This is a genomic window from Branchiibius cervicis (assembly GCF_042661605.1).
GTDB lineage: Bacteria > Actinomycetota > Actinomycetes > Actinomycetales > Dermatophilaceae > Branchiibius > Branchiibius cervicis.
The window spans coordinates 3651793-3669504 of record NZ_JBHSWJ010000002.1 but is presented as its reverse complement, the minus strand read 5'-3'; the positions used below and the strand labels follow the sequence as shown (position 1 = coordinate 3669504).

The following is a 17712-nucleotide window of genomic DNA, read 5'->3' as shown; positions in this document are numbered from 1 at the left end:
TCCGGGCACATCTATCCTGACGCGGTGGTGAGCGACCCCCAACCTGGGCTGAGCCGGAGGGGACTTCTCGCCGGTGTCGCGGGGCTCGCCGGTGTCCTCGGCGGCACCCAGTGGTGGTTGACCGAGCATCCGGGTCCGATGCCGCTGCTGTCGCAGACGGTCGCCTGGGCGCGCCCCGGCCAGCGGGAGTTCGTGCAGGACCCGAGCGACGTCGTACCCTCCTCGCGCGTCCTGGCCGACGCCACGTCGCGCTCGCAGCTGCTGGCCGGTGAGCAGGCCTGGCGCGACGCCGCCCCCGCGTGGTCGCGCGAAGGCCCCTGGGCCTCGCTCGTCGACGGTGCGATGCTCGACGTCCGCGTCCTGACCCTCGGCCTGCCGGCGACCGTGGCCGGCTGGTCGCAGCGCTGGCGGTACGTCTGGCCGCGCGATGCGAGTACGGCGGCCGTAGCCCTGGCCACGATCGGCCAGCCCGCGGCGGCGCTGGCGAATCTGTCCTATTTGCAGACGGTTCAGAGCCCTGACGGGTGGTTCCAGGCGCGTTACGATCCGCTGACCGGCCGGGCGCCGGACGACCGTACGCGACAGCTGGACGGCGTCGGCTGGGCCTTGTGGGCGACCGACCAGGTACGCCGACTGCTCCCCTCGGGCGCGGACCCGGCGGTGACGTCGCTGGCCGACCTGGTGCGTCGGAGCACCGCCCTCATCCTTGACATCACCGATCACGGATATCAGCTGCCGCCTGCCGGTCCCGACTATTGGGAGGTCAGCGAGCGGGTCGTCACCCTGGGCACCGTCGCCATGCTCGCCGCCGGCCTCGAAGCGGCGACCCACCTGCTGCCGATCATCGGCGAGGAGGCCTCGACGGCAGCGCTGGCGTTGCGGCAGTTCGATGAACTGATCGCGGGTCGTTTCCCGGGTTTTCCCCGGCATGCGGACGGTGACGACCCGGACGTCTCGGTCGCCTTCACCATGCCGCCGTTCCGCGACCGGGCCGAGCCGGGGGCTGTTGCGGCGCTCGCCGCCCTCGAGCCGAGGATCACCCGGCCCGGCGGTGGTCTGGCCCCGGGGGTCGGATGGCGCGACGACGGGATCAGCTGGACCCCGGAGACCGCCCTCGTGGCCCTGGCCCACGCGGGATCGGCTCGGGAGGCGGACGCGGGATCGCTGCTCAACTGGCTGCGAGCACACCGGACGGCGGCCGGCTCCTTGCCCGAGAAGGTTCTCGCCTCGGGAGAGCCGGCCGCCGTTGCGCCGTTGTCGTGGACGGCCTCACTGGTACTGCTGGCCGTCGCGCGACTGTCGTCCTGACCTCACATCTCGTCGGCGGTGGTCAGCAACTCTGCTTCCTCGATGGAGTCACGCTCGAGGGCGCCGTGGTTGGGCTCCTCATCGATGTGCGCGAACAGCGGCCGCCACACGATCAGCACGCCCATGGCCAGCAGGACCATCACCGCGCCCAGCCAGAACGGAGCGTGCGGGTTGATCTGCTCACCCAACTTGCCCGCCAGGTACGGCGCGACGGAGCCGCCGAGGAACCGCACGAAGCTGTAGGCGGCAGAGGCAACGGGCCGCTCGACCGGCGCTGCCTTCATCACGGTCTCGGTCACCAGGGTGTTGTTGATGCCCAGGAAGATGCCGGCGATGACGACGCAGATGATGACGATCGGTTTGCTGGAGGTGGCCAGTGCCATGACCGCCAGGATCAGCGCGAAGCAGAACAACGCGCCCGTCACCGAGTTCATCGTGCCGAAGCGGGCCTGGAGCTTCGGGGCCACGAAGACCGAGCTGATCGCGAGCATGATGCCCCAGCCGAAGAAGATGAAACCGACCTGGATGGCGGTCATGTTCAGGGTGAACGGCGTCCACGCCAGCAGCGTGAAGAAGCCGAAGTTGTACAGCAGTGCGGTGATGCCGACGGTGCGCAGCGCGCCGTGCCGCAAAGCGCGCAGCGGCTCCAGCACGGAGGTGTGGTGGTCCGGCTTCGGAGTGCTGGGCAGTAGGAACCCGGTGACGAGCATCGCGATGACCATCAGCACGGAAACCCCGAAGAACGGTCCCCGCCAGGAGATCTCGCCCAGCAAGCCGCCGATCAGCGGACCGGCCGCGATACCCAGACCCAGCGCCGCTTCGTAGAGCAGGATCGCCTGGGCGACCGAACCCCGGGCGGCACCCACGATGGCCGCGAGGGCCGTCGCGACGAACAGCGCGTTACCCAAGCCCCAGACGGCCCGCCAACCGATGATCTGGTTGATCGTGCCGGACGACCCGGCCAGGGCCGAACCGACGACGATGATGCCCAAGCCCACGAGCAGCGTCTTCTTGGCCCCGATGCGGCTGGACACCGCGCCGGTGATGAGCATCGCGAACGCCATCACGACCAGATAACTGGTGAACAGCAGCGACACCTGCGACGGGCTGGCGTGCAGCTGTTCGGCGATCGGCGCCAGGATCGGGTCGACGAGGCCGATACCCATGAAGGCGATGACCGAGGCGAACGCCACGGCCCAGACCGCCTTGGGCTGCTTCCACATCGACACCTCTGACGAGGGTGCGTGTTCCATTTTGTTCCTTCGTGTATCTATATATGTGGACGGACTTCGCCGCCGCGAAATTTCCCTGGTTCCGATGGCGCCGACGGCCACCGGGGGCCGCCGCCGGCCGCTACTCCTCGTCGTCGACCGACGACACCATCCGGTCGATCGCGCCGATGGCGGTGTTGATGGCCGCGACCTCCTGCGGGGTCAGCGACGCCAGAGCCGGAGCGAGAGCGACCCGGCGGGCGCGGCGTACCTCCTCGAGGGCGGCGCTGCCCTCGGGGGTGATCTCGATCAGCGCAACCCGGGCATCGGAGGGGTCCGAGCGGCGCTGGACGAACCCCGCGGCCTCGAGCCGCTGCACCTGGATGGTCATGGTCGGCTGGCTGGAGTGGTCGGCGATCGCCAGTTCCCCGATCCGGGCCGGGCCGACCTCGCTGATCAGCGCGAGCAATCGGGCCTGGGCCGGTGGCGTGTCGAACTCAGCCTGCCGGGTCGCCCACCGGTTCAGGCGCGCGACGGAGGACAGCAGCCGGGAGCCGGTGTCGGCCACTTCAGGCTCGATGGCGACGGCTGCGGGGGCGTTCATGTCATTCATGATAGATAGCCACACTATGTTTCGTCAACACCGAGCGTCCCGGCCGCGATGTGCCGGGACGCTCGGTGCAGCACGTGGTGAAAACCTGGTGGGTAACGTTTTACACGCCCGCGCTCTGGTTCGCGTCCGCTTGCGGGGAATCGGCCAGCGTGCGCAGTTCGCGCTTCAGGATCTTGCCGGTGGCACCCTTGGGCAATTCGCCGATGAACTCGATTACCCGGGGGTACTTGTAGGCCGCGACCCGCTCCTTGATCCACTCGCGCAACGTGTCCACGGTGAGGTCGGCACCTTCGGTCGGCACGACGTACGCCGCCACCTCCTCGCCGTAGTGCTCGTGCGGGATGCCGATGACGGCCGCCTCGGCCACCTGCGGGTGCTCGTAGATGACCTCCTCGATCTCGCGCGGGTAGACGTTGTAGCCGCCCCGGATGATCATGTCCTTGGCCCGGTCGACGATGTAGTAGTAGCCGTCCTCGTCCTTGTTGGCCAGGTCGCCGCTGAAGAACCAGCCGTCGCGGATCGCCTCGGCGGTGGCGTCGGGACGGTGCCAGTAGCCCTTCATGATGTTGTGACCCTTGATCGCGATCTCCCCGATCTCGCCGGCCGGGGTGTCCGAGCCGTCACTCTGGGCCAGGCGCATCTCAACACCCTCGATGGGCGTGCCGATGGAGCCGGGCTTGCGCTCGGCGTTCGGGTGGTTGAACGAGGCCACCGGCGAGGTCTCGGACAGGCCGTAGCCCTCCAGGATCTTGGTGCCGAAGCGCTCCTCGAACTTGCGCATGACCTCCACCGGCATCGACGAACCGCCGGAGCAGCAGGTGCGTAGGGAGGACACGTCCACGTCCGGCATCGACGCACCGGCCATCAGCATCGCGTTGTACATGGTCGGGACGCCGGCGAAGATCGTCGCCCGGTCACGCTCGAGGATCTGCAATGCCTTGACCGGCTCGAAGCGCGGGATGAGGGTGAGCGTCGCACCCGTGGCGATGGCGGTGTTCATGGAGCAGGTGAGCCCGAAGACGTGGAAGAGCGGCAGGCAGCCGAAGACCACGTCGTCGGGGCCGATCTGGATCAGGGTGCGCGCGACGACTTCCTGGTTGGTGTTCAGGTTGGCGTGCGTCAGCTCGGCGCCCTTGGGCCGGCCGGTGGTCCCCGAGGTGTAAAGGATCACGGCCGTGTCGTCGTCGGCGCGCTCCACGACGTCGGCCTTCGGGTCGTACTTCGGCAGCAACGCCAGGAGGGAAGCGGGGTCGGTCTCCACGAACTTCACCCCGGCGTTCTGCGCACCGGTGGCGGCGTCCCCGGCCATTCCGAATACCAGCGAAACCCCGGCGTCCTGCAGGTAGTACTCGACCTCGCGCGGTTTGAACAGCGGATTCATCGGTACGACGATCGCCCCGGCCTGCAGCGCCCCGTAGAAGATCACCGGGAAGGTGGGCAGGTTCGGCTGGGACAGCGCGATCCGGTCACCGGGTTTAATTCCTTCGGACTCCAAATAGGTTGCCAGCCGTCCGGCGGCATCCTCGAGAGCGGCGTAGGTCAACTCGTAGTCGTCCAGCTTGATGGCGACGTTGTCCGGGTACGCGGCGGCGGAGGTGTGCAGATTCGCAGCGAGATTGGTCATACTCCACGGTAACCGGGAAGTGTTGCCCGCGTCACACGGGCTGGTACAACCGCCGGACTATCAGCGACACGACGGCCCCGGCCAGCGGGATCCCGACGCCTGGCAACCCTGCCACCAGCCAGCCGGCGACGCCGACGAACATCCAGCCGTACTCCAGGATCAGGCCGCCGCGGCTGGGCCAGCGATGCGCCGCGTGGTCGGCCGCCCACAGTCCCCACACGACGGCCATGCCCGCGAGCACACCCGCCGCCACGAGCAACCCCGGGAAGCTCAGGTCGCTCCATGCCCCGTTGACCAGTCGCAACGCGGCGACGCTCACTCCGCTGTAGACACCCATCTCGACCAGGAAATAGGCCACGTCCCAGCCCGAAACCGGCCGCGCTGACGCGGGTCGCAGCTGATCGGTACGGGCCTGGCGCAGAGCACGCCGCGTGGCCGGCACGTCGGTCGTCACAAGCAGAACTCCGCGGGTTGAAAAGTCAATCGATAGCGGCTGCGACGATACCTCCCGCAGCATCGAGCCGGCGCATCGCATCGTGGACGTTGAGGCCCCCTCGCAGCATCACGATCGCGACCTTCGCGCTACCCCCGGCGGCATCGATCGCCGCCCGGGCGGTCGCGGTGTCCACGCCGCTGACCTGCGCCACGATCCGCCCCGCCCGGTCGGCGAGTTTGGCGTTGCTCGCGCGCATGTCGACCATCAGATTGCGGTAGGTCTTGCCGATCTTGACCATCGCAACGGTCGACAGCATGTTGCAGACCATCTTCTGGGCGGTGCCCGCCTTGAGCCGGGTCGAACCGGTGAGCACCTCCGGTCCGGTGTCGACCTCGATGGCGACGTCGGCGAAGTGGCTGATCGCCGCCGACCGGTTGCAGGCCACCGACACCGTGGCGCTGCCGCGCTCCCTCGCTCTGCGTAGGGCTCCCAGCACGTACGGCGTGCGCCCGCTGGCCGCCAACCCCACCAGGACGTCGTGTTCGCCCAGGTCCTCCAGGTCCACGTCCCGTGCCCCGGCGGCCTCGTCGTCCTCCGCGCCCTCGACCGCTTGTTTGAACGCACCGGGGCCCCCGGCCAACAGCGCGACCACTTGCTCGGGATCGGTGTCGAAGGTCGGTGGGCATTCGACCGCGTCGAGCAGTCCGAGCCGGCCGCTGGTGCCCGCACCGGCGTAGACCAACCGGCCCCCGGAACCGAGGGCGGTCGCAACCCGGTCCGCCGCGCGGGCGACGTCGTCGAGGACCGCGTGCACTGCCCCCGCCACGGTGGCGTCCTCGGCGTTCATCAGGTCGACCATCTGCCGCGTGGTCATCGAGTCCAGTTGGGCGGAGGCGGGATTGGCTTGTTCCGTCCTCAGGCCGCCGAGGGCAATGTCCGCCGGTGGGCCGCTCACTGCAGCCCACTCGCCGATCGGGGTGCGCCGTCAGCCGATCGCGGCGTGCGGCGTTGTCCGCGCCGGTTCGCCGACCGCCGGGAGTCGACGGCGTCGAAGGTCCGGCTCAGCGCATCGGTGGTCTGCGTCAGTTGGGTGCGCGCGACGCCGACGAAGAGAATGTCGATGACGGCCAGTTGCGCTGTGCGACTAGCGGTCGCACCGGACCGGAAGACGGTCTCGCGCGCCACGGTCGTCAGCACGATGTCCGCCAGCGAGGCAACGGTGCTGCTGGGGAAGTTGGTGATGGCGATCGTGGTCGCTCCGCGTTCGCCGGCCAACCGCATCGGCTCGATCGTGTCGACCGTCTCCCCGGAGTGGGATATCCCGATGAAGACGCCGCCGGGTCCCGCCAGAGCCGCAGCGGTCGCGGCTGCGTGGAAGTCCTCCCAGCAGAAGGCGATCCGGCCGGAGCGGTGCAACTTGGCGGCGAAATCCCGGGCGACTCCACCGCTGGCACCCATTCCGATGACGTCGGTGCGCCGGGATGCGGCGACGACGTCGATCGCCGATTGCAACGCGGTCAGGTCCAGGTGCTCCGCAGTCTCCTGCAGGGCCCTCACCTCGTGATGAATGATCGTGTTGACCACGTCCGCGAGCGGTGAGTCCGCGTTGAGATCCTCGGGCGGTCGCCGGCTCGGTGCGCTCAGCGCCCGCTCCCGGGCGGCGCCGGCCGCCAGCGCGAGTCGCAACTGGGGGTAGCCGCCGAACCCGGTCGACCGGCTAAATCGTGCGACGGTGGCCACCGACGTGCCCGCCTGGTGGGCGAGCTCGGTGATCGAGAGCCCTGCGGCGCCCGCGGGATCATTCAGGACGACCTCGGCGACCCGGTGTTCGGCGGGTTGCAGGGAGGGCAGGGCCGAACGCAGCCGCACCAGGACATCGGAGGACGGATCCGACTGGGTGTCACTCTGAGTCGCCATCGCACTCCTTGCTGTTGCGCCGGGAAGACACGGTGGGTGGGACCCGGATGCGGCCACGATAGTGCACCGCGTGGCAAAAAATGGCGTTGCACGACAGCAGAAGAAAAAATTGCCATACTCGGTGGGTGACCGTGACCGACCATTCCGAGAATAGTGCTGGACTGCTGGTGGACCTGGGCAAGACCAAAACCGCTGCAGCTGCGCTCTTTGCGGACGGTTCGCGCCGTGACCTGGCCCGCGGCGCCGGTGCTCCCGGGTTGGGTTCGCCCGACGGAGTGGCGGCCGCGATCGCTGCGATCGCCGCAGTGACTCCGCAGCGGGCGGTGAGTGCGGTGTCGGTCGGAGCCGCCGGTGCGCTATCCGCACCGCAGGCCGCCGCCGAGCTCGCTGCGGCGCTGCCCTCCCTGACCGGTGCCGCGACAGCCGCGGTGACCAGTGACGCGATGACCGCGCACGCGGGCGCGTTGGGCGGTGCACCCGGGGTGGTCCTCATCGCCGGGACCGGCGCAGTAGCGGTCGCCGTGACCCGCGACAACGCAGTCCACATCTGCGATGGCGCCGGGCCCCAGGCCGGTGATCGCGGTAGCGGCGGATGGCTCGGGCGGTCCGCACTGCAGCTGATGTCCGACGGTCAGGCGCAGGCCGGCGTACGTGCGGCAGTGGAGGCCACGCTGGGTCCGGACTGGCCCGCTCTGGCGGCGCGCACGGACGCGGCGGCGGCGGCCGAGCGCGGCCGGTTGGTGCCCGGCCTGGCGCAGGCGTGGGCGCGGGGGACGCCCAGGCCCAGGAGCTGTTCGACCGGGCCGCGCAGGAGCTGGCGGCGACCGTGCGCGAGGCGATCGGGTACGACGATGCGGACCGGGTCGCGCTCATCGGCGGCCTCACGGGGCTTGGCCCGCGCTTCCTCGATCTGCTGGCCGCGAAGGTGCCCGGTGTGACCTGGATCAGCCCCCGGGGGACGCCCTCGACGGCGCGGCCCTGCTGCTCACCCGCCACGACCTGCCGCACGAATCGGTCGTGAGCAGGAGTGCCGCATGATCATCGCGGGCTGCATCTCCGGGACGTCGATGGACGGGATCGATGTCGCCGTCGCCGAACTCACCGGCATCGAGACCGGCACCGTCGCGCTGCGCCCGATCCATGCCACGACCCACGACTGGTCCGACGCGATCCGAGACCGACTCCTCGCGGCACTACCGCCCGGCCGCTGCGACGCGGGCGAGCTGTGCGAACTGGACGTGCTGTGCGGTCAGGAGATCGGCGCGGCGATCGCGGCCACCATCCGCGCCGCCGAAGTCGATGCGGAACTGATCGTCAGCCACGGGCAGACGATCTTCCACTGGGTCCGCCCGAACGCAGTGGCGATGGGCTGTATCCAACTGGGCCAGCCGGCGTACATCGTGCAGGCCACCGGACTGCCGGTCGTCTCCGACGTGCGCAACCGGGACATCGCCGCAGGCGGTCAGGGTGCCCCGCTGGCCGGCACCCTGGACGGCCTGCTGCTGCACTCGTTGCCTGCTGGCTCCGCGCTGCTGAATCTGGGCGGAATCGCCAACGTCACTGTCCTGCAGGATGATTCGGTCCTCGCGTTCGACACCGGTCCGGCCAACTGCCTGATCGACCTCGCGGTGCAGGAACGCACCGGGGAGACCTACGACCGCGACGGGTTCCTGGCGGCCACCGGCAAGGTGGACATCCTGGCGCTGACCGGGCTGCTCAACGATCCGTACTTCTCCCTGCAACCGCCCAAGTCGACCGGGCGGGAACACTTCGACCGCGAGTACGTCGCGGCGCACCTGGCCGGGTTGAGCCCCCTCAGCGACTCCGATCTGGTCACGACTCTGACGGAGTTCACGGCGGTCACGGTCGCGGATTCGTTGCAGCCCTATGGGATTCGTCAGGTGTACGCCTCCGGTGGGGGCGCCCGGAATCCGACGATGCTGGCCCGGATCGAGCATCACCTGGGCGCGCCGGTCGCGACGACGGCCGCGCTGGGACTCGACCCGGACAGTAAGGAGGGCTACCTCATGGCGCTGCTGGGGTACCTGACCTGGAACGGCGTACCCGGTGTGCTGCCGGGCATGACCGGCTCCGCGACCCCGCGGGTTCTGGGCCGGATCAGTCCGGGGGACAAGCCGTTACGGCTGCCCGAGCCGGCATCACCGCCGACGCGGCTGATCGTGCAACCGTAAGCGGCGCTGAGGGCGACCATTCGGCACCACTCAACGCGAAATGCTGGCCGCCACCTCGGCACAGCCGACCATTCGGCACCGCTCGACGCGAAATGCCCGCGGCCACCCCGGCTGACGGTTACTTAGCCTTCTTCGCTTTCTCGGCAGCGCGCTCCTGGGCTTGCGCCGCGGCCTGTTCGAAGATGGATTCCTTCAGGCGGGCGGGTGCGTAGCGACTGGATGCGCGCTGCCAGCCGATCAGGACCACGAAGGCACCGGCCGCCACCGCGATCGTCGGACCCAGGTGAGCGAGGAATGCCGAGATCACCACGACGATCGCGGGGTGCGCCATCCACAGCGCCGCACCACCGCCGCCGGCTCCGGTGGACATCCCCATCAGCGCCGAGGGCGGGCTGGCCTTGTGCGCCGACAGCAACTGGCCGCCGATTACCGTGAGCGTCAGGGCCAGGGCGTGGGAGACCGCGAGCGCTGGCGCCGCTCCCGTCAGTAAACCGGTGGCCAGGGTGACGATCAGGTCCAGCAGGAACAACGGCCCGAGGTGCAGGATCGTCTGCTCCTGCCAGGACAGGCCCAGGATCGAGGGCACACCCGCGCCGTCGGCCTGCGCCTGATGACCGCGGGTCAGGCCGGTGGCCGACAGGTGCGCGAGCAGGTAGAACACCGGCAGCACCAGCGGTGACGGGGCGTGCAGCACGACGGCGAGGCTGCCGGTGATGATCGCCGCGAGGTGCGCGACCAGCCAGGCGAGGCTCGCGGTGCCGGTGCGGCGCAGCCCGGCCAGGTCCGCGCGCAGGATCGTGGCCCGGGGCCCGGCGACCGAGATCCGCTCGGGCCGGTGGCTGAGCCGCAGTTGGAAGATCTGGGTGCGGGCGCGCCGGGAGTCACCCGCGGTGAGTGACATGGTCACGCTCTCGGACAGCAAGGACTGCTGCAACACCGCCTGCGCGGGCAATTCCTCCAGCAACTCCGACGTACGCCGGGTGCCCACCGGGCCGTGTCCGGCCACCTGACCGGCGAGCCAGGCCCGCAAGATCCCCACTGCGGCGATCGCACCGAGCACGATCCCCACCGGGATGACGGCCGGTGTGACGTTGGCCAGGGTCATGCCGATCGGCACGGCCGCGCCCAGACCGAGGCAGGTCGCGGCCACCACGATGACGCTGCCGCGCCAGGAGTTGCGCAGTGTCATCGATCGGGGCAGGTCGGTGCGCACGATGGTCTCGATGAATCCCGGCTCCGGCACCGCCGGCCCGCGGGTGCGACCGGCGCGCCACGCGACCAGGATCGCCAGCGCGATCACGACGATCGGGATCAGGGTGGCGATGACGGGGTTGTCGTGCACGAAGGTGAGCGTCTGCGGCCACTGCGTGAAGACGTAGTGCATCAGGACCGAGCCATAGATGACCCCGACGAGACCGAGCACGTAGGCCGCGAAGAGCGATCCCGACAACGGATTGCCTTCGCCCTTGAGCCGGAATTCGTAGGCGTCGGCCAGCCGGTGCTTGTCCTCGCGCAGTTCTTCGGCGCTCAGGGTCACTTCGCGCCGCCCTGGGGGAAGCGTTCGATCCGGGTGGCGACACTCTCGGCCATGACGGGGTCGTGGCACACCCACACGATCGAGGAGCCCTGTTTGCGGCGCTCGTCGAGCACTTCGGCCAGCATTGCGCGACGACCGGCGTCGAGGCGCTGCTCCGGCTCATCCAGGACCAGCAGCGCGCTCGGGCGCAACAGGGCCATCGCGAGTTCGGCCAGCTGCCGCTGACCCGAGGACACTTCGGACAGGTACCGGTTGGCCAACGACAGGATGTCCAGCCGATTGAGCACCGCCGCGATCCGGTCGCCGGCGCCGCCGCGGTCGCCGCCCCAGGTCTGGTCGACCAGGATCAGGTGGTCGGCGATCGTCATGTCGCGGAAGCCGGCGATCGGGCCGATCAGGCTGGAGATGATCCGCCGGGTGGCCGGGTCGCGTTCGTCGACCGGCTGGCCGTCCCGGGTGACGGTGCCGCCGCTGGGTTCGAGGTTGCCGCTGAGCACGCGCAGGAACGTGGTCTTACCGGCACCGTTCTCGCCCAGGATCGCGACGTTCTCCCCGGGGCGCACGCGCATGCTGGTCGGCGGCAGCATCACGTTGTCGCCGACCTTGCAGGTCACGTCCTTGGCGACGAACTCGGTGAAGGCAGGCGGGTGGGCGACGTTGGTGCCGCCGGGCAACGCGGGCGCCTTCTTCGTATCCGGGGCGGAGACGGGCGTGCCTGCCGCGTTCTTGGGCGGTGTTTGCGCCGGCCCCTTCTTGCGCGCCATCTAGAGCCACCCCACCGAGTTGTGCAGCAATGCGTATCCCACGAACGCCACGGTATCCAGGATTGTGTGCGCGACCACCATCGGCAGCACCCGGCGTACGCGCAGATAGACCAGCCCGAAGATCAGGCCCATGATCAGGTTGCCGACGAATCCGCCGAACCCTTGGTACAGGTGATAGCTGCCGCGGACCACCGCGGAGGTGATCAGCACGACCGGTAGCCGCCAGCCGGCCTGGGTCCAGCGGGTGAAGAGGTACCCGAGCATGATCACTTCTTCGACGACGGCGTTCTGCGCCGCAGAGGCAATCAGCACCGGCCACGACCACCAGGTGTCGCCCAGTCCGGAGGCGACGACGGTGGTGTTGAACCCCAGATCGCGGGCGACGACGTACAGCGCGAGGCCGGGGATCCCGACGCACGCGGCCAGCAACGCACCGAGCGACAGGTCGAATTTCGGGCGGGTCAGGTCGAAGCCCAGGTAGCGCGTCGCGCTGGTCATCTCCCGCCCCAGCAGGTGGATCACCAGGATGGCCGGCACCAGAGCCAGGGCGATGCCGACGACCTGGTAGATGAAGTCCAGCCACTGCTGTTGGGCCTGGGAGGTGTTCAGTGACGAACTCTGCTGGTCGAGGCTGGTGTTGGTCTGCGCGGCGACGACCAGCCGGCGGATGATCGACAGCAGGCTGTAGATGGCCGACGCGCCGAGGCTGAGCAGCAGCACCAGCACGGTCTCGGTGTTGAGCTGCCGTGTGGTGAGGGGCGTGGGGGGCACGCTCATCGGCGTACGCCATAGGTCCGCCACGTTCGTCAGTTGCGCGCGCACGCTCACGGGACCCAGCGTAGGTGCGGGGGTCCGACCGAGCTGGGACTAGATGTCGTCGAACGAGCCGCCGCGGCCCTTTCCACCGGCAACGCGCCCCGCACCGGTCAGGCCGGGCGGCGCGGGTGCGGGCGGCGCAGAGTGATGAGACCCTCAAAGAGTTGTTCACCCGCGCTCTGACACGCGAGCTTTCTGCCGCGCCCGCTCGGCGACGGGGTTCGTTGCCGCTGATCCGGACTCGTCGGACGGCGACCGTGCGCATCACACCAAGCGAATTGGCCGACGCGCTCGAGGATGACCCCGTCGCGTGATCCTGCTCGACGTCAGCACCTGCCTGGTGGGGTTTTGGCCGGCGCACGAGTTTCACGCGCCGATCCGCAGGTGGATCGAGGACGCGGCCGACGATTCCCTCGGCCTGTGCCGTGTCGTTCATCTCGGCTGGCTGCGGCACCTGACCAACCCCGCGGTCCTTGGTGAAGACGCACTGACCCGCGCGGCGGCGTGGGACTTCATCGCTACGGTGCTCGATGACGCCCGGTTCGGCTGGATCGACGAAAGCACCGGCGTCGACGATTGGTTCGCGTCGCTCGCCGCCCGCCGCGAGCGCAGCCACAAGCTGTGGACTGACGACTATCTCGCGGCGGTGGCGGTGGCCGGTGGCCACTCATTCGCCACGCTGGATGCGAGGGCTGCGCATCGCTACCCCGACCTCACCGTCATCAATCCGGCCCGTCCGTGACGGGCCTCACCGCACGGCCACCAACAGCCAGCACCAGACGCTTCGGGACCACACGAACGACACCGCGCGTGACCAGTTTGTTGTCCAGACCCTGCACCCATGACGGCTCAGAACCCCGGAGGGCGCGCAACGCACCAGCCACCAGTGACTCCACGGACCGAACTCTGCCGACTGCCGCGTTTTCGCCTGCCGTGTCGAAGAATTCGGTTCTCGTCGGGCCCGGACACACGGCAAGCACCCGCACGCCGTAAGGACGTAGTTCCGCCCACAGCGCTTCGGTGAAGGACAGCACGTACGCCTTCGTCGCGGCGTACACCGCCATGTGGGGCACTGGCTGGAAGCCGCCGATCGAGGCAAGGTTGATGATCGTGCCGGCTCCACGCCTCTTCATGTCGGCCGCCGCGTGCGTGGCGAGCGCAGTCAGAGTGCCACAGTTCAGCTGGACCTCACGCTCCAACCGCGACGGGTCGTCATCGGCCACGTCGCCCGAGGTGCCGAAGCCGGCGTTGTTGATCAGAGTGTCGATGGTGAGACCGCGAGCAGCGATGTCCGCCCACGGCTCGGACGCAGCACCCTCTCGGGCGAGGTCGGCCTGGATCGTGATGACCCCGACGCCGTGGTGCTCACGCAGCGCCGCTGCCAGCTCGTCCAACTTCTCCGAGCGCCGGGCGACCAGGATGAGATCGTCGCCCCGTGCCGCGAGTTGGCATGCGAATTCGGCGCCGATCCCTGAGGACGCTCCGGTGATCAAGGTAGCCATCGTATCTCCGTACCTACTGGTTGGTTTGTTTTGGTCACAGCCGTCCGCGCCATCGCGAGCCGGGCAACTAGCGCGTCGGTGCGGCCAGGCCGGCCAGCAACACCTCTCGCAGGAGGGTCACCTGCCGGCGGAACTGAGTCGTGGTCGGATCCAGCGATTGCTTGACGCCCTCGAAGGCCGCGATGAGCACGCTGGCCACGTCGTGCGGGGAACGCGATGCATCGAGATCCCCGGCGGCCTGGGCAGCCCGGACGATCTCGGCGAGGAAGTCCACCCACGGCTTCAGCATGGCCGCCGGCTCGGGCAGGGCGGCGCCATCTGCCGATGCGGCCAGCTCGTTGGTCAACCGCACCAGGTTGACGTCTTCGTCAGGGCTTGCGGCCAAGCGCGCCACCAGATCCGCGACCGCGGTCAGCTGATCGATCGCCCGCGGATGACTGGCGGCTTCCTGGGAGGCTGCCGCCAGCCAGCGGTCCTTGCCGTCCAGGATCACGGCGACCGCGAGGTCGGCCTTCGACGCGAAGTGGAAGTAGACCGCTCCCTTGGTCAGTCCGGTCGCTGCGACGATCTCATTCATCGATGCAGCCACGTAGCCGCGCCGACCGAAAACACCGGCGGCGGCCCGGATCACCGCGGCGCGGGTCGCAGCGCCTTTAGCGGTCTTGGCAACGGGAACGGTCATGCGACCAGTATTAAAACCGACCGGACGGTATGTCAAGGAGGCGTAGCCGACCGACCCGGCGGTCATCGGTCGTAGGCTCTTGGGGGTGCCCACGCTTTACCGCCACCCCCGCATCTGGACCGGTGACCCGAACCACCCCTGGGTGACCAGTCTGTTAGTGGACGGCGAACGCGTCGTGGCGACGGGCGATGTCGACGAAACCGTCGATCTTCCAGGCGAATTGGTGATCCCCGGCCTGCACGATGCGCATATCCACACCGGCTGGATGGCCCGGTCGATGGCAGACGTCGACCTACGGCCCACCCGGTCCCTTGACGAAGCACTGGTCCGGATCGAGGCACATGCGGCAGCTCGGCCGGCCGGTGAATGGCTGTTCGGCGGCTGGTGGGACATGAACCTGTGGAGCCCCAGCGTATGGCCGGACCGGTGGGCCCTGGATGCCGTCAGCGGGGACCACCCGATTGCGCTCTCCAGCCGCGACGGGCACTCCATGTGGGCCAATTCCGCTGCGCTGCAGGCAGTCGGCATCACCCGGGACACGGTCGACCCGGACGGCGGGGCCATCGACCGTACGCCGAGCGGTGACCCCACGGGGCTACTGCGGGAAGCCGCCGGGCGCGGCTTGGAGGCGTTGCAGACCACGGACCTCGGTGGCGACCTGTCGGTGCTGCTGCCGCGGCTGCAGGAGCACCTGCTGTCCCTCGGCGTCACCGCGGTCACCGATATCGACGGTGAGGATGTCCGCGCCGCCTACCTGGCGATGGCCGCCGCCGGGGCGCTCAACATCCGAGTGGTCAAGTGCCTACCGACGACCGCTCTGGAAGTCGCCATCGCCGACGGCCGCCGGACCGGTGACGGCGACGACTGGGTGCGCACCGGGCCGATGAAGATCTTCAGCGACGGCGCGCTGGGCTCGCACAGTTGCGACATGCACCGCGGCTTCCACGGCGACGAGGACAACCAGGGCATCGAGGTCACGGACTCAGATCTGTTGTGGCAGTTGGCTTCTCGGGCTACCGATCACGGTATTGCGCTGACTACCCATGCGATCGGCGACCGGGCCAACACCCGGGTGCTGGACGTGTACGAACGCCTGCGCGACGAGGGCGTCACCCTGCCGTTGCGGATCGAGCACGCGCAGCATCTGCGACCTGACGACGTACCCCGATTCGCTTCCCTGAACGTCATCGCCTCGGTCCAACCCACGCACGCCACGAGCGACATGGACCTGGCCGACGACCTACTCAGCGGGCACGACGTACTGCAATACCCCACCCGCACACTTCTCGACGCGGGAGCGCTGGTGGCCTTCGGCACCGATGCCCCGGTCGAACTACCCGATCCCATGGCCACCTTGTATGCAGCGGTCACCCGGCAACGCCCGGACGGTACCCCGCCCGGCGGTTGGCATCCCGAGGAACGCATCACGTTGGAGCAGGCGCTCAGCGCGCACACGACCGGATCCTGGCTCGCGGCAGGCGGATTCACCGCCGCCGGACGGCTCACCGAGGGTCAGCTCGCCGACTTCGTCGCACTGGACACCGACGTCTTCGCTGCGGACTCGCCGTCGGCGATCAGCCGGGCACGCGCCGTACGCACGGTCGTCGGCGGGGTCACCCGCTGGTCGGCAGCTGGCGATCAGGGAGCGTCCAGTTCGAAGTCCTAGCCTTCCGGCGTGCAGATCTCCCGGCGGTCAATGCTGATCGGCTCGGTGGCTTCGGCCACGAGTCTGACCGGTTGTTCGTCTACTTCTGCTGCCCGCCCATCCAGTCGCCCTTCTGCCTCACCGTCAACGATCCCTGCGACCCGTGCCGCAACCACCCACCTGGTCGAACTGCGTAGCCGCGAGGAGACGGTCGCGAAGTTCGACGCCATGAAGCCGACCTACTGGGGCTTTGATGCGCCCGGGGTCCTGACCAGGTTCCCGACCGACGGGGCGGGCAAGGATGCGGTGGCACTGACCTTCGACGCGTGCGGCGGACACGTCCTGCGCTACAACGCCGAGTTGATCGCGGCCCTGCGCAAACACGAGGCGAAGGCCACGCTGATGATCGCGATGCAGTGGGCCCAGCACAACCCCACGACCTTCAAAGAACTGCTGGCGGACCCCCTGTTCGAAATCGGCAACCACGGCACTCGGCACGTACCGTTATCGGTCAGCGGCCGATCGGCGTACGGCGAACCCGGCACGCGCAACGTCGGCGAGGTGTGGGACGAGCTCGCGGGCAACTTCGAGTACCAGGCCACCACGTGGGGCCACCGGCCGCGGTTCATGCGGTCCGGAACCGCCTTCACTGACGATGTCGCCTCTCGCGCAGCGGATTTCGCCGGTCAACAGCTGATCAGCTTTGGCACCGACGGTGACGCCGGCGCGACCTTCCCGGCCGAGATCGTCTACCAGCAGGTCAAGGTTGCGCCGGCCGGGTCAATCGTCATCGGCCACATGAATCGCCCGGCCAGCGGAACGGCGCCCGGTTACGATCGCGCCATCCCGGCACTGAAGGCGCGCGGGCTGACATTCGTCCAACTCAGCGAAGTGCTCTAGGCGTCCGTCTGCTCGTCGGGCTCCCGCGTCGCGATGTAGAAGAGCCGGTGCGACCGAGCCCCTCGGGCACTGCGGCACCCGCCTTGCGCCGGCGCTCGAACGGCTCGAAGAGCTTCTCGACCTGTTGTGACAGGTCACGTTCCTCGGCGTCGGTGAGCAACGCCGTACTCTCCGAGATCTGAACGTGGCCACCCGTCGCCGAGGACTGGCTCGTCGCCGCACTCACGCGATCGACGAACTGGGCGATGAAGGCGTTGCGGTCGGCCGGGCTGCCCTCGGTTCTGAAGGTAATCGTGCGGGCAGCCAGCCGCCACGGGTGTTCGCGACCGTCCCCTGACGGGGCTACGCGCTCGACGATGCCCCACTTCTCCAACGCGCGCAGGTGGTAACTCATCGCGGAGGGCGTGATGCCGACCTCTTGAGCTGCCTGCGTCGCGGTCAACTGCTCGACCGCCCCGAGTACGTCGAGCAACTGTCGCCGCACGCCGTGGGCCAGTACGCGATACGCCCTGGGGTCGGTGAGGACCAGTTCCTCGGATCGCTTCGTCACGAAAGAACTCTTTCA

General features: G+C 68.9%; 18 protein-coding genes. 6 read left to right on the top strand and 12 right to left on the bottom strand.

The features are described 5' to 3' along the window. Window positions 1-27: 27 nt before the first annotated feature. Window positions 28-1308 (top strand): glycoside hydrolase family 15 protein, encoded by a 1281-nt coding sequence (locus ACFQBT_RS18965; protein WP_377825145.1) that lies wholly within the window; start codon window positions 28-30, stop codon window positions 1306-1308. Window positions 1309-1310: 2 nt separating this feature from the next. Here ACFQBT_RS18965 and ACFQBT_RS18960 read toward each other — a convergent pair whose 3' ends face one another. The 6 genes from ACFQBT_RS18960 to ACFQBT_RS18935 form a co-directional block, all read right to left on the bottom strand. After that, window positions 1311-2561 carry an MFS transporter gene (locus tag ACFQBT_RS18960; protein ID WP_377825143.1) on the bottom strand — a complete coding sequence of 417 codons (1251 nt, stop codon included), beginning with the start codon at window positions 2559-2561 and terminating at the stop codon, window positions 1311-1313. A 100-nt stretch (window positions 2562-2661) separates the two neighbouring features. Next, complete coding sequence (locus ACFQBT_RS18955) at window positions 2662-3123, bottom strand: MarR family winged helix-turn-helix transcriptional regulator (protein WP_377825141.1); 462 nt, start codon at window positions 3121-3123, stop codon at window positions 2662-2664. A gap of 109 nt (window positions 3124-3232) precedes the next feature. Beyond that, on the bottom strand, window positions 3233-4756 hold the full coding sequence (locus ACFQBT_RS18950; protein WP_377825139.1) for a long-chain-fatty-acid--CoA ligase: 1524 nt from the start codon (window positions 4754-4756) through the stop codon (window positions 3233-3235). A gap of 31 nt (window positions 4757-4787) precedes the next feature. Continuing rightward, window positions 4788-5210, bottom strand: coding sequence for a DUF2568 domain-containing protein (locus ACFQBT_RS18945; protein ID WP_377825137.1), 423 nt, complete (start codon window positions 5208-5210; stop codon window positions 4788-4790). A 25-nt stretch (window positions 5211-5235) separates the two neighbouring features. Then, on the bottom strand, window positions 5236-6147 hold the full coding sequence (murQ, locus tag ACFQBT_RS18940) for an N-acetylmuramic acid 6-phosphate etherase (protein ID WP_377825136.1): 912 nt from the start codon (window positions 6145-6147) through the stop codon (window positions 5236-5238). Then, window positions 6144-7109: a MurR/RpiR family transcriptional regulator gene (locus ACFQBT_RS18935; RefSeq protein ID WP_377825134.1), complete on the bottom strand. Its 966-nt coding sequence runs from the start codon at window positions 7107-7109 to the stop codon at window positions 6144-6146. Before ACFQBT_RS18935 ends, murQ begins: the two co-directional genes overlap by 4 nt. 125 nt (window positions 7110-7234) lie before the next feature. Here ACFQBT_RS18935 and ACFQBT_RS18930 point away from each other — a divergent pair, with 125 nt between their 5' ends. Both ACFQBT_RS18930 and ACFQBT_RS18925 read left to right on the top strand, forming a co-directional pair. After that, a complete protein-coding gene (locus ACFQBT_RS18930; protein WP_377825132.1) occupies window positions 7235-8047 on the top strand; it encodes a hypothetical protein in 813 nt (270 codons plus the stop codon). A gap of 96 nt (window positions 8048-8143) precedes the next feature. After that, the gene (locus ACFQBT_RS18925; protein ID WP_377825130.1) at window positions 8144-9301 is read left to right on the top strand and encodes an anhydro-N-acetylmuramic acid kinase; all 1158 of its coding nucleotides are present in this window, start codon (window positions 8144-8146) and stop codon (window positions 9299-9301) included. 118 nt (window positions 9302-9419) lie between these two features. Here ACFQBT_RS18925 and ACFQBT_RS18920 read toward each other — a convergent pair whose 3' ends face one another. Genes ACFQBT_RS18920 through ACFQBT_RS18910 form a run of 3 tightly spaced genes read right to left on the bottom strand, consistent with a single transcriptional unit; the run spans window position 9420 to window position 12430 of the window. Next, a complete protein-coding gene (locus ACFQBT_RS18920; RefSeq protein ID WP_377825128.1) occupies window positions 9420-10838 on the bottom strand; it encodes a hypothetical protein in 1419 nt (472 codons plus the stop codon). Beyond that, on the bottom strand, window positions 10835-11602 hold the full coding sequence (locus ACFQBT_RS18915; RefSeq protein WP_377825126.1) for an ABC transporter ATP-binding protein: 768 nt from the start codon (window positions 11600-11602) through the stop codon (window positions 10835-10837). The genes ACFQBT_RS18920 and ACFQBT_RS18915 overlap by 4 nt, the downstream gene beginning before the upstream one ends. Next, window positions 11603-12430, bottom strand: a complete 828-nt coding sequence (locus ACFQBT_RS18910) for a CPBP family intramembrane glutamic endopeptidase (protein WP_377825124.1) — start codon at window positions 12428-12430, stop codon at window positions 11603-11605. Between the two features lie 298 nt (window positions 12431-12728). Between ACFQBT_RS18910 and ACFQBT_RS18905 the strand changes: the two genes are divergently transcribed. Next, window positions 12729-13160 carry a TA system VapC family ribonuclease toxin gene (locus tag ACFQBT_RS18905; RefSeq protein WP_377825122.1) on the top strand — a complete coding sequence of 144 codons (432 nt, stop codon included), beginning with the start codon at window positions 12729-12731 and terminating at the stop codon, window positions 13158-13160. On the opposite strand, the gene ACFQBT_RS18900 is transcribed toward ACFQBT_RS18905, so the two are convergent. Together ACFQBT_RS18900 and ACFQBT_RS18895 are read right to left on the bottom strand one after the other, a co-directional pair. Beyond that, a complete protein-coding gene (locus ACFQBT_RS18900; protein WP_377825120.1) occupies window positions 13141-13920 on the bottom strand; it encodes an SDR family NAD(P)-dependent oxidoreductase in 780 nt (259 codons plus the stop codon). The two genes, ACFQBT_RS18905 and ACFQBT_RS18900, sit on opposite strands and share 20 nt — an antisense overlap. 67 nt (window positions 13921-13987) lie before the next feature. Next, the gene (locus ACFQBT_RS18895) at window positions 13988-14602 is read right to left on the bottom strand and encodes a TetR family transcriptional regulator (protein WP_377825118.1); all 615 of its coding nucleotides are present in this window, start codon (window positions 14600-14602) and stop codon (window positions 13988-13990) included. An 85-nt stretch (window positions 14603-14687) separates the two neighbouring features. Between ACFQBT_RS18895 and ACFQBT_RS18890 the strand changes: the two genes are divergently transcribed. Together ACFQBT_RS18890 and ACFQBT_RS18885 are read left to right on the top strand one after the other, a co-directional pair. Then, window positions 14688-16268: an amidohydrolase gene (locus ACFQBT_RS18890; protein WP_377825116.1), complete on the top strand. Its 1581-nt coding sequence runs from the start codon at window positions 14688-14690 to the stop codon at window positions 16266-16268. A gap of 9 nt (window positions 16269-16277) precedes the next feature. Next, window positions 16278-17147: a polysaccharide deacetylase family protein gene (locus ACFQBT_RS18885; RefSeq protein ID WP_377825114.1), complete on the top strand. Its 870-nt coding sequence runs from the start codon at window positions 16278-16280 to the stop codon at window positions 17145-17147. On the opposite strand, the gene ACFQBT_RS18880 is transcribed toward ACFQBT_RS18885, so the two are convergent. Then, window positions 17131-17697: an ArsR/SmtB family transcription factor gene (locus tag ACFQBT_RS18880; RefSeq protein WP_377825112.1), complete on the bottom strand. Its 567-nt coding sequence runs from the start codon at window positions 17695-17697 to the stop codon at window positions 17131-17133. The two genes, ACFQBT_RS18885 and ACFQBT_RS18880, sit on opposite strands and share 17 nt — an antisense overlap. Window positions 17698-17712 lie beyond the last annotated feature (15 nt).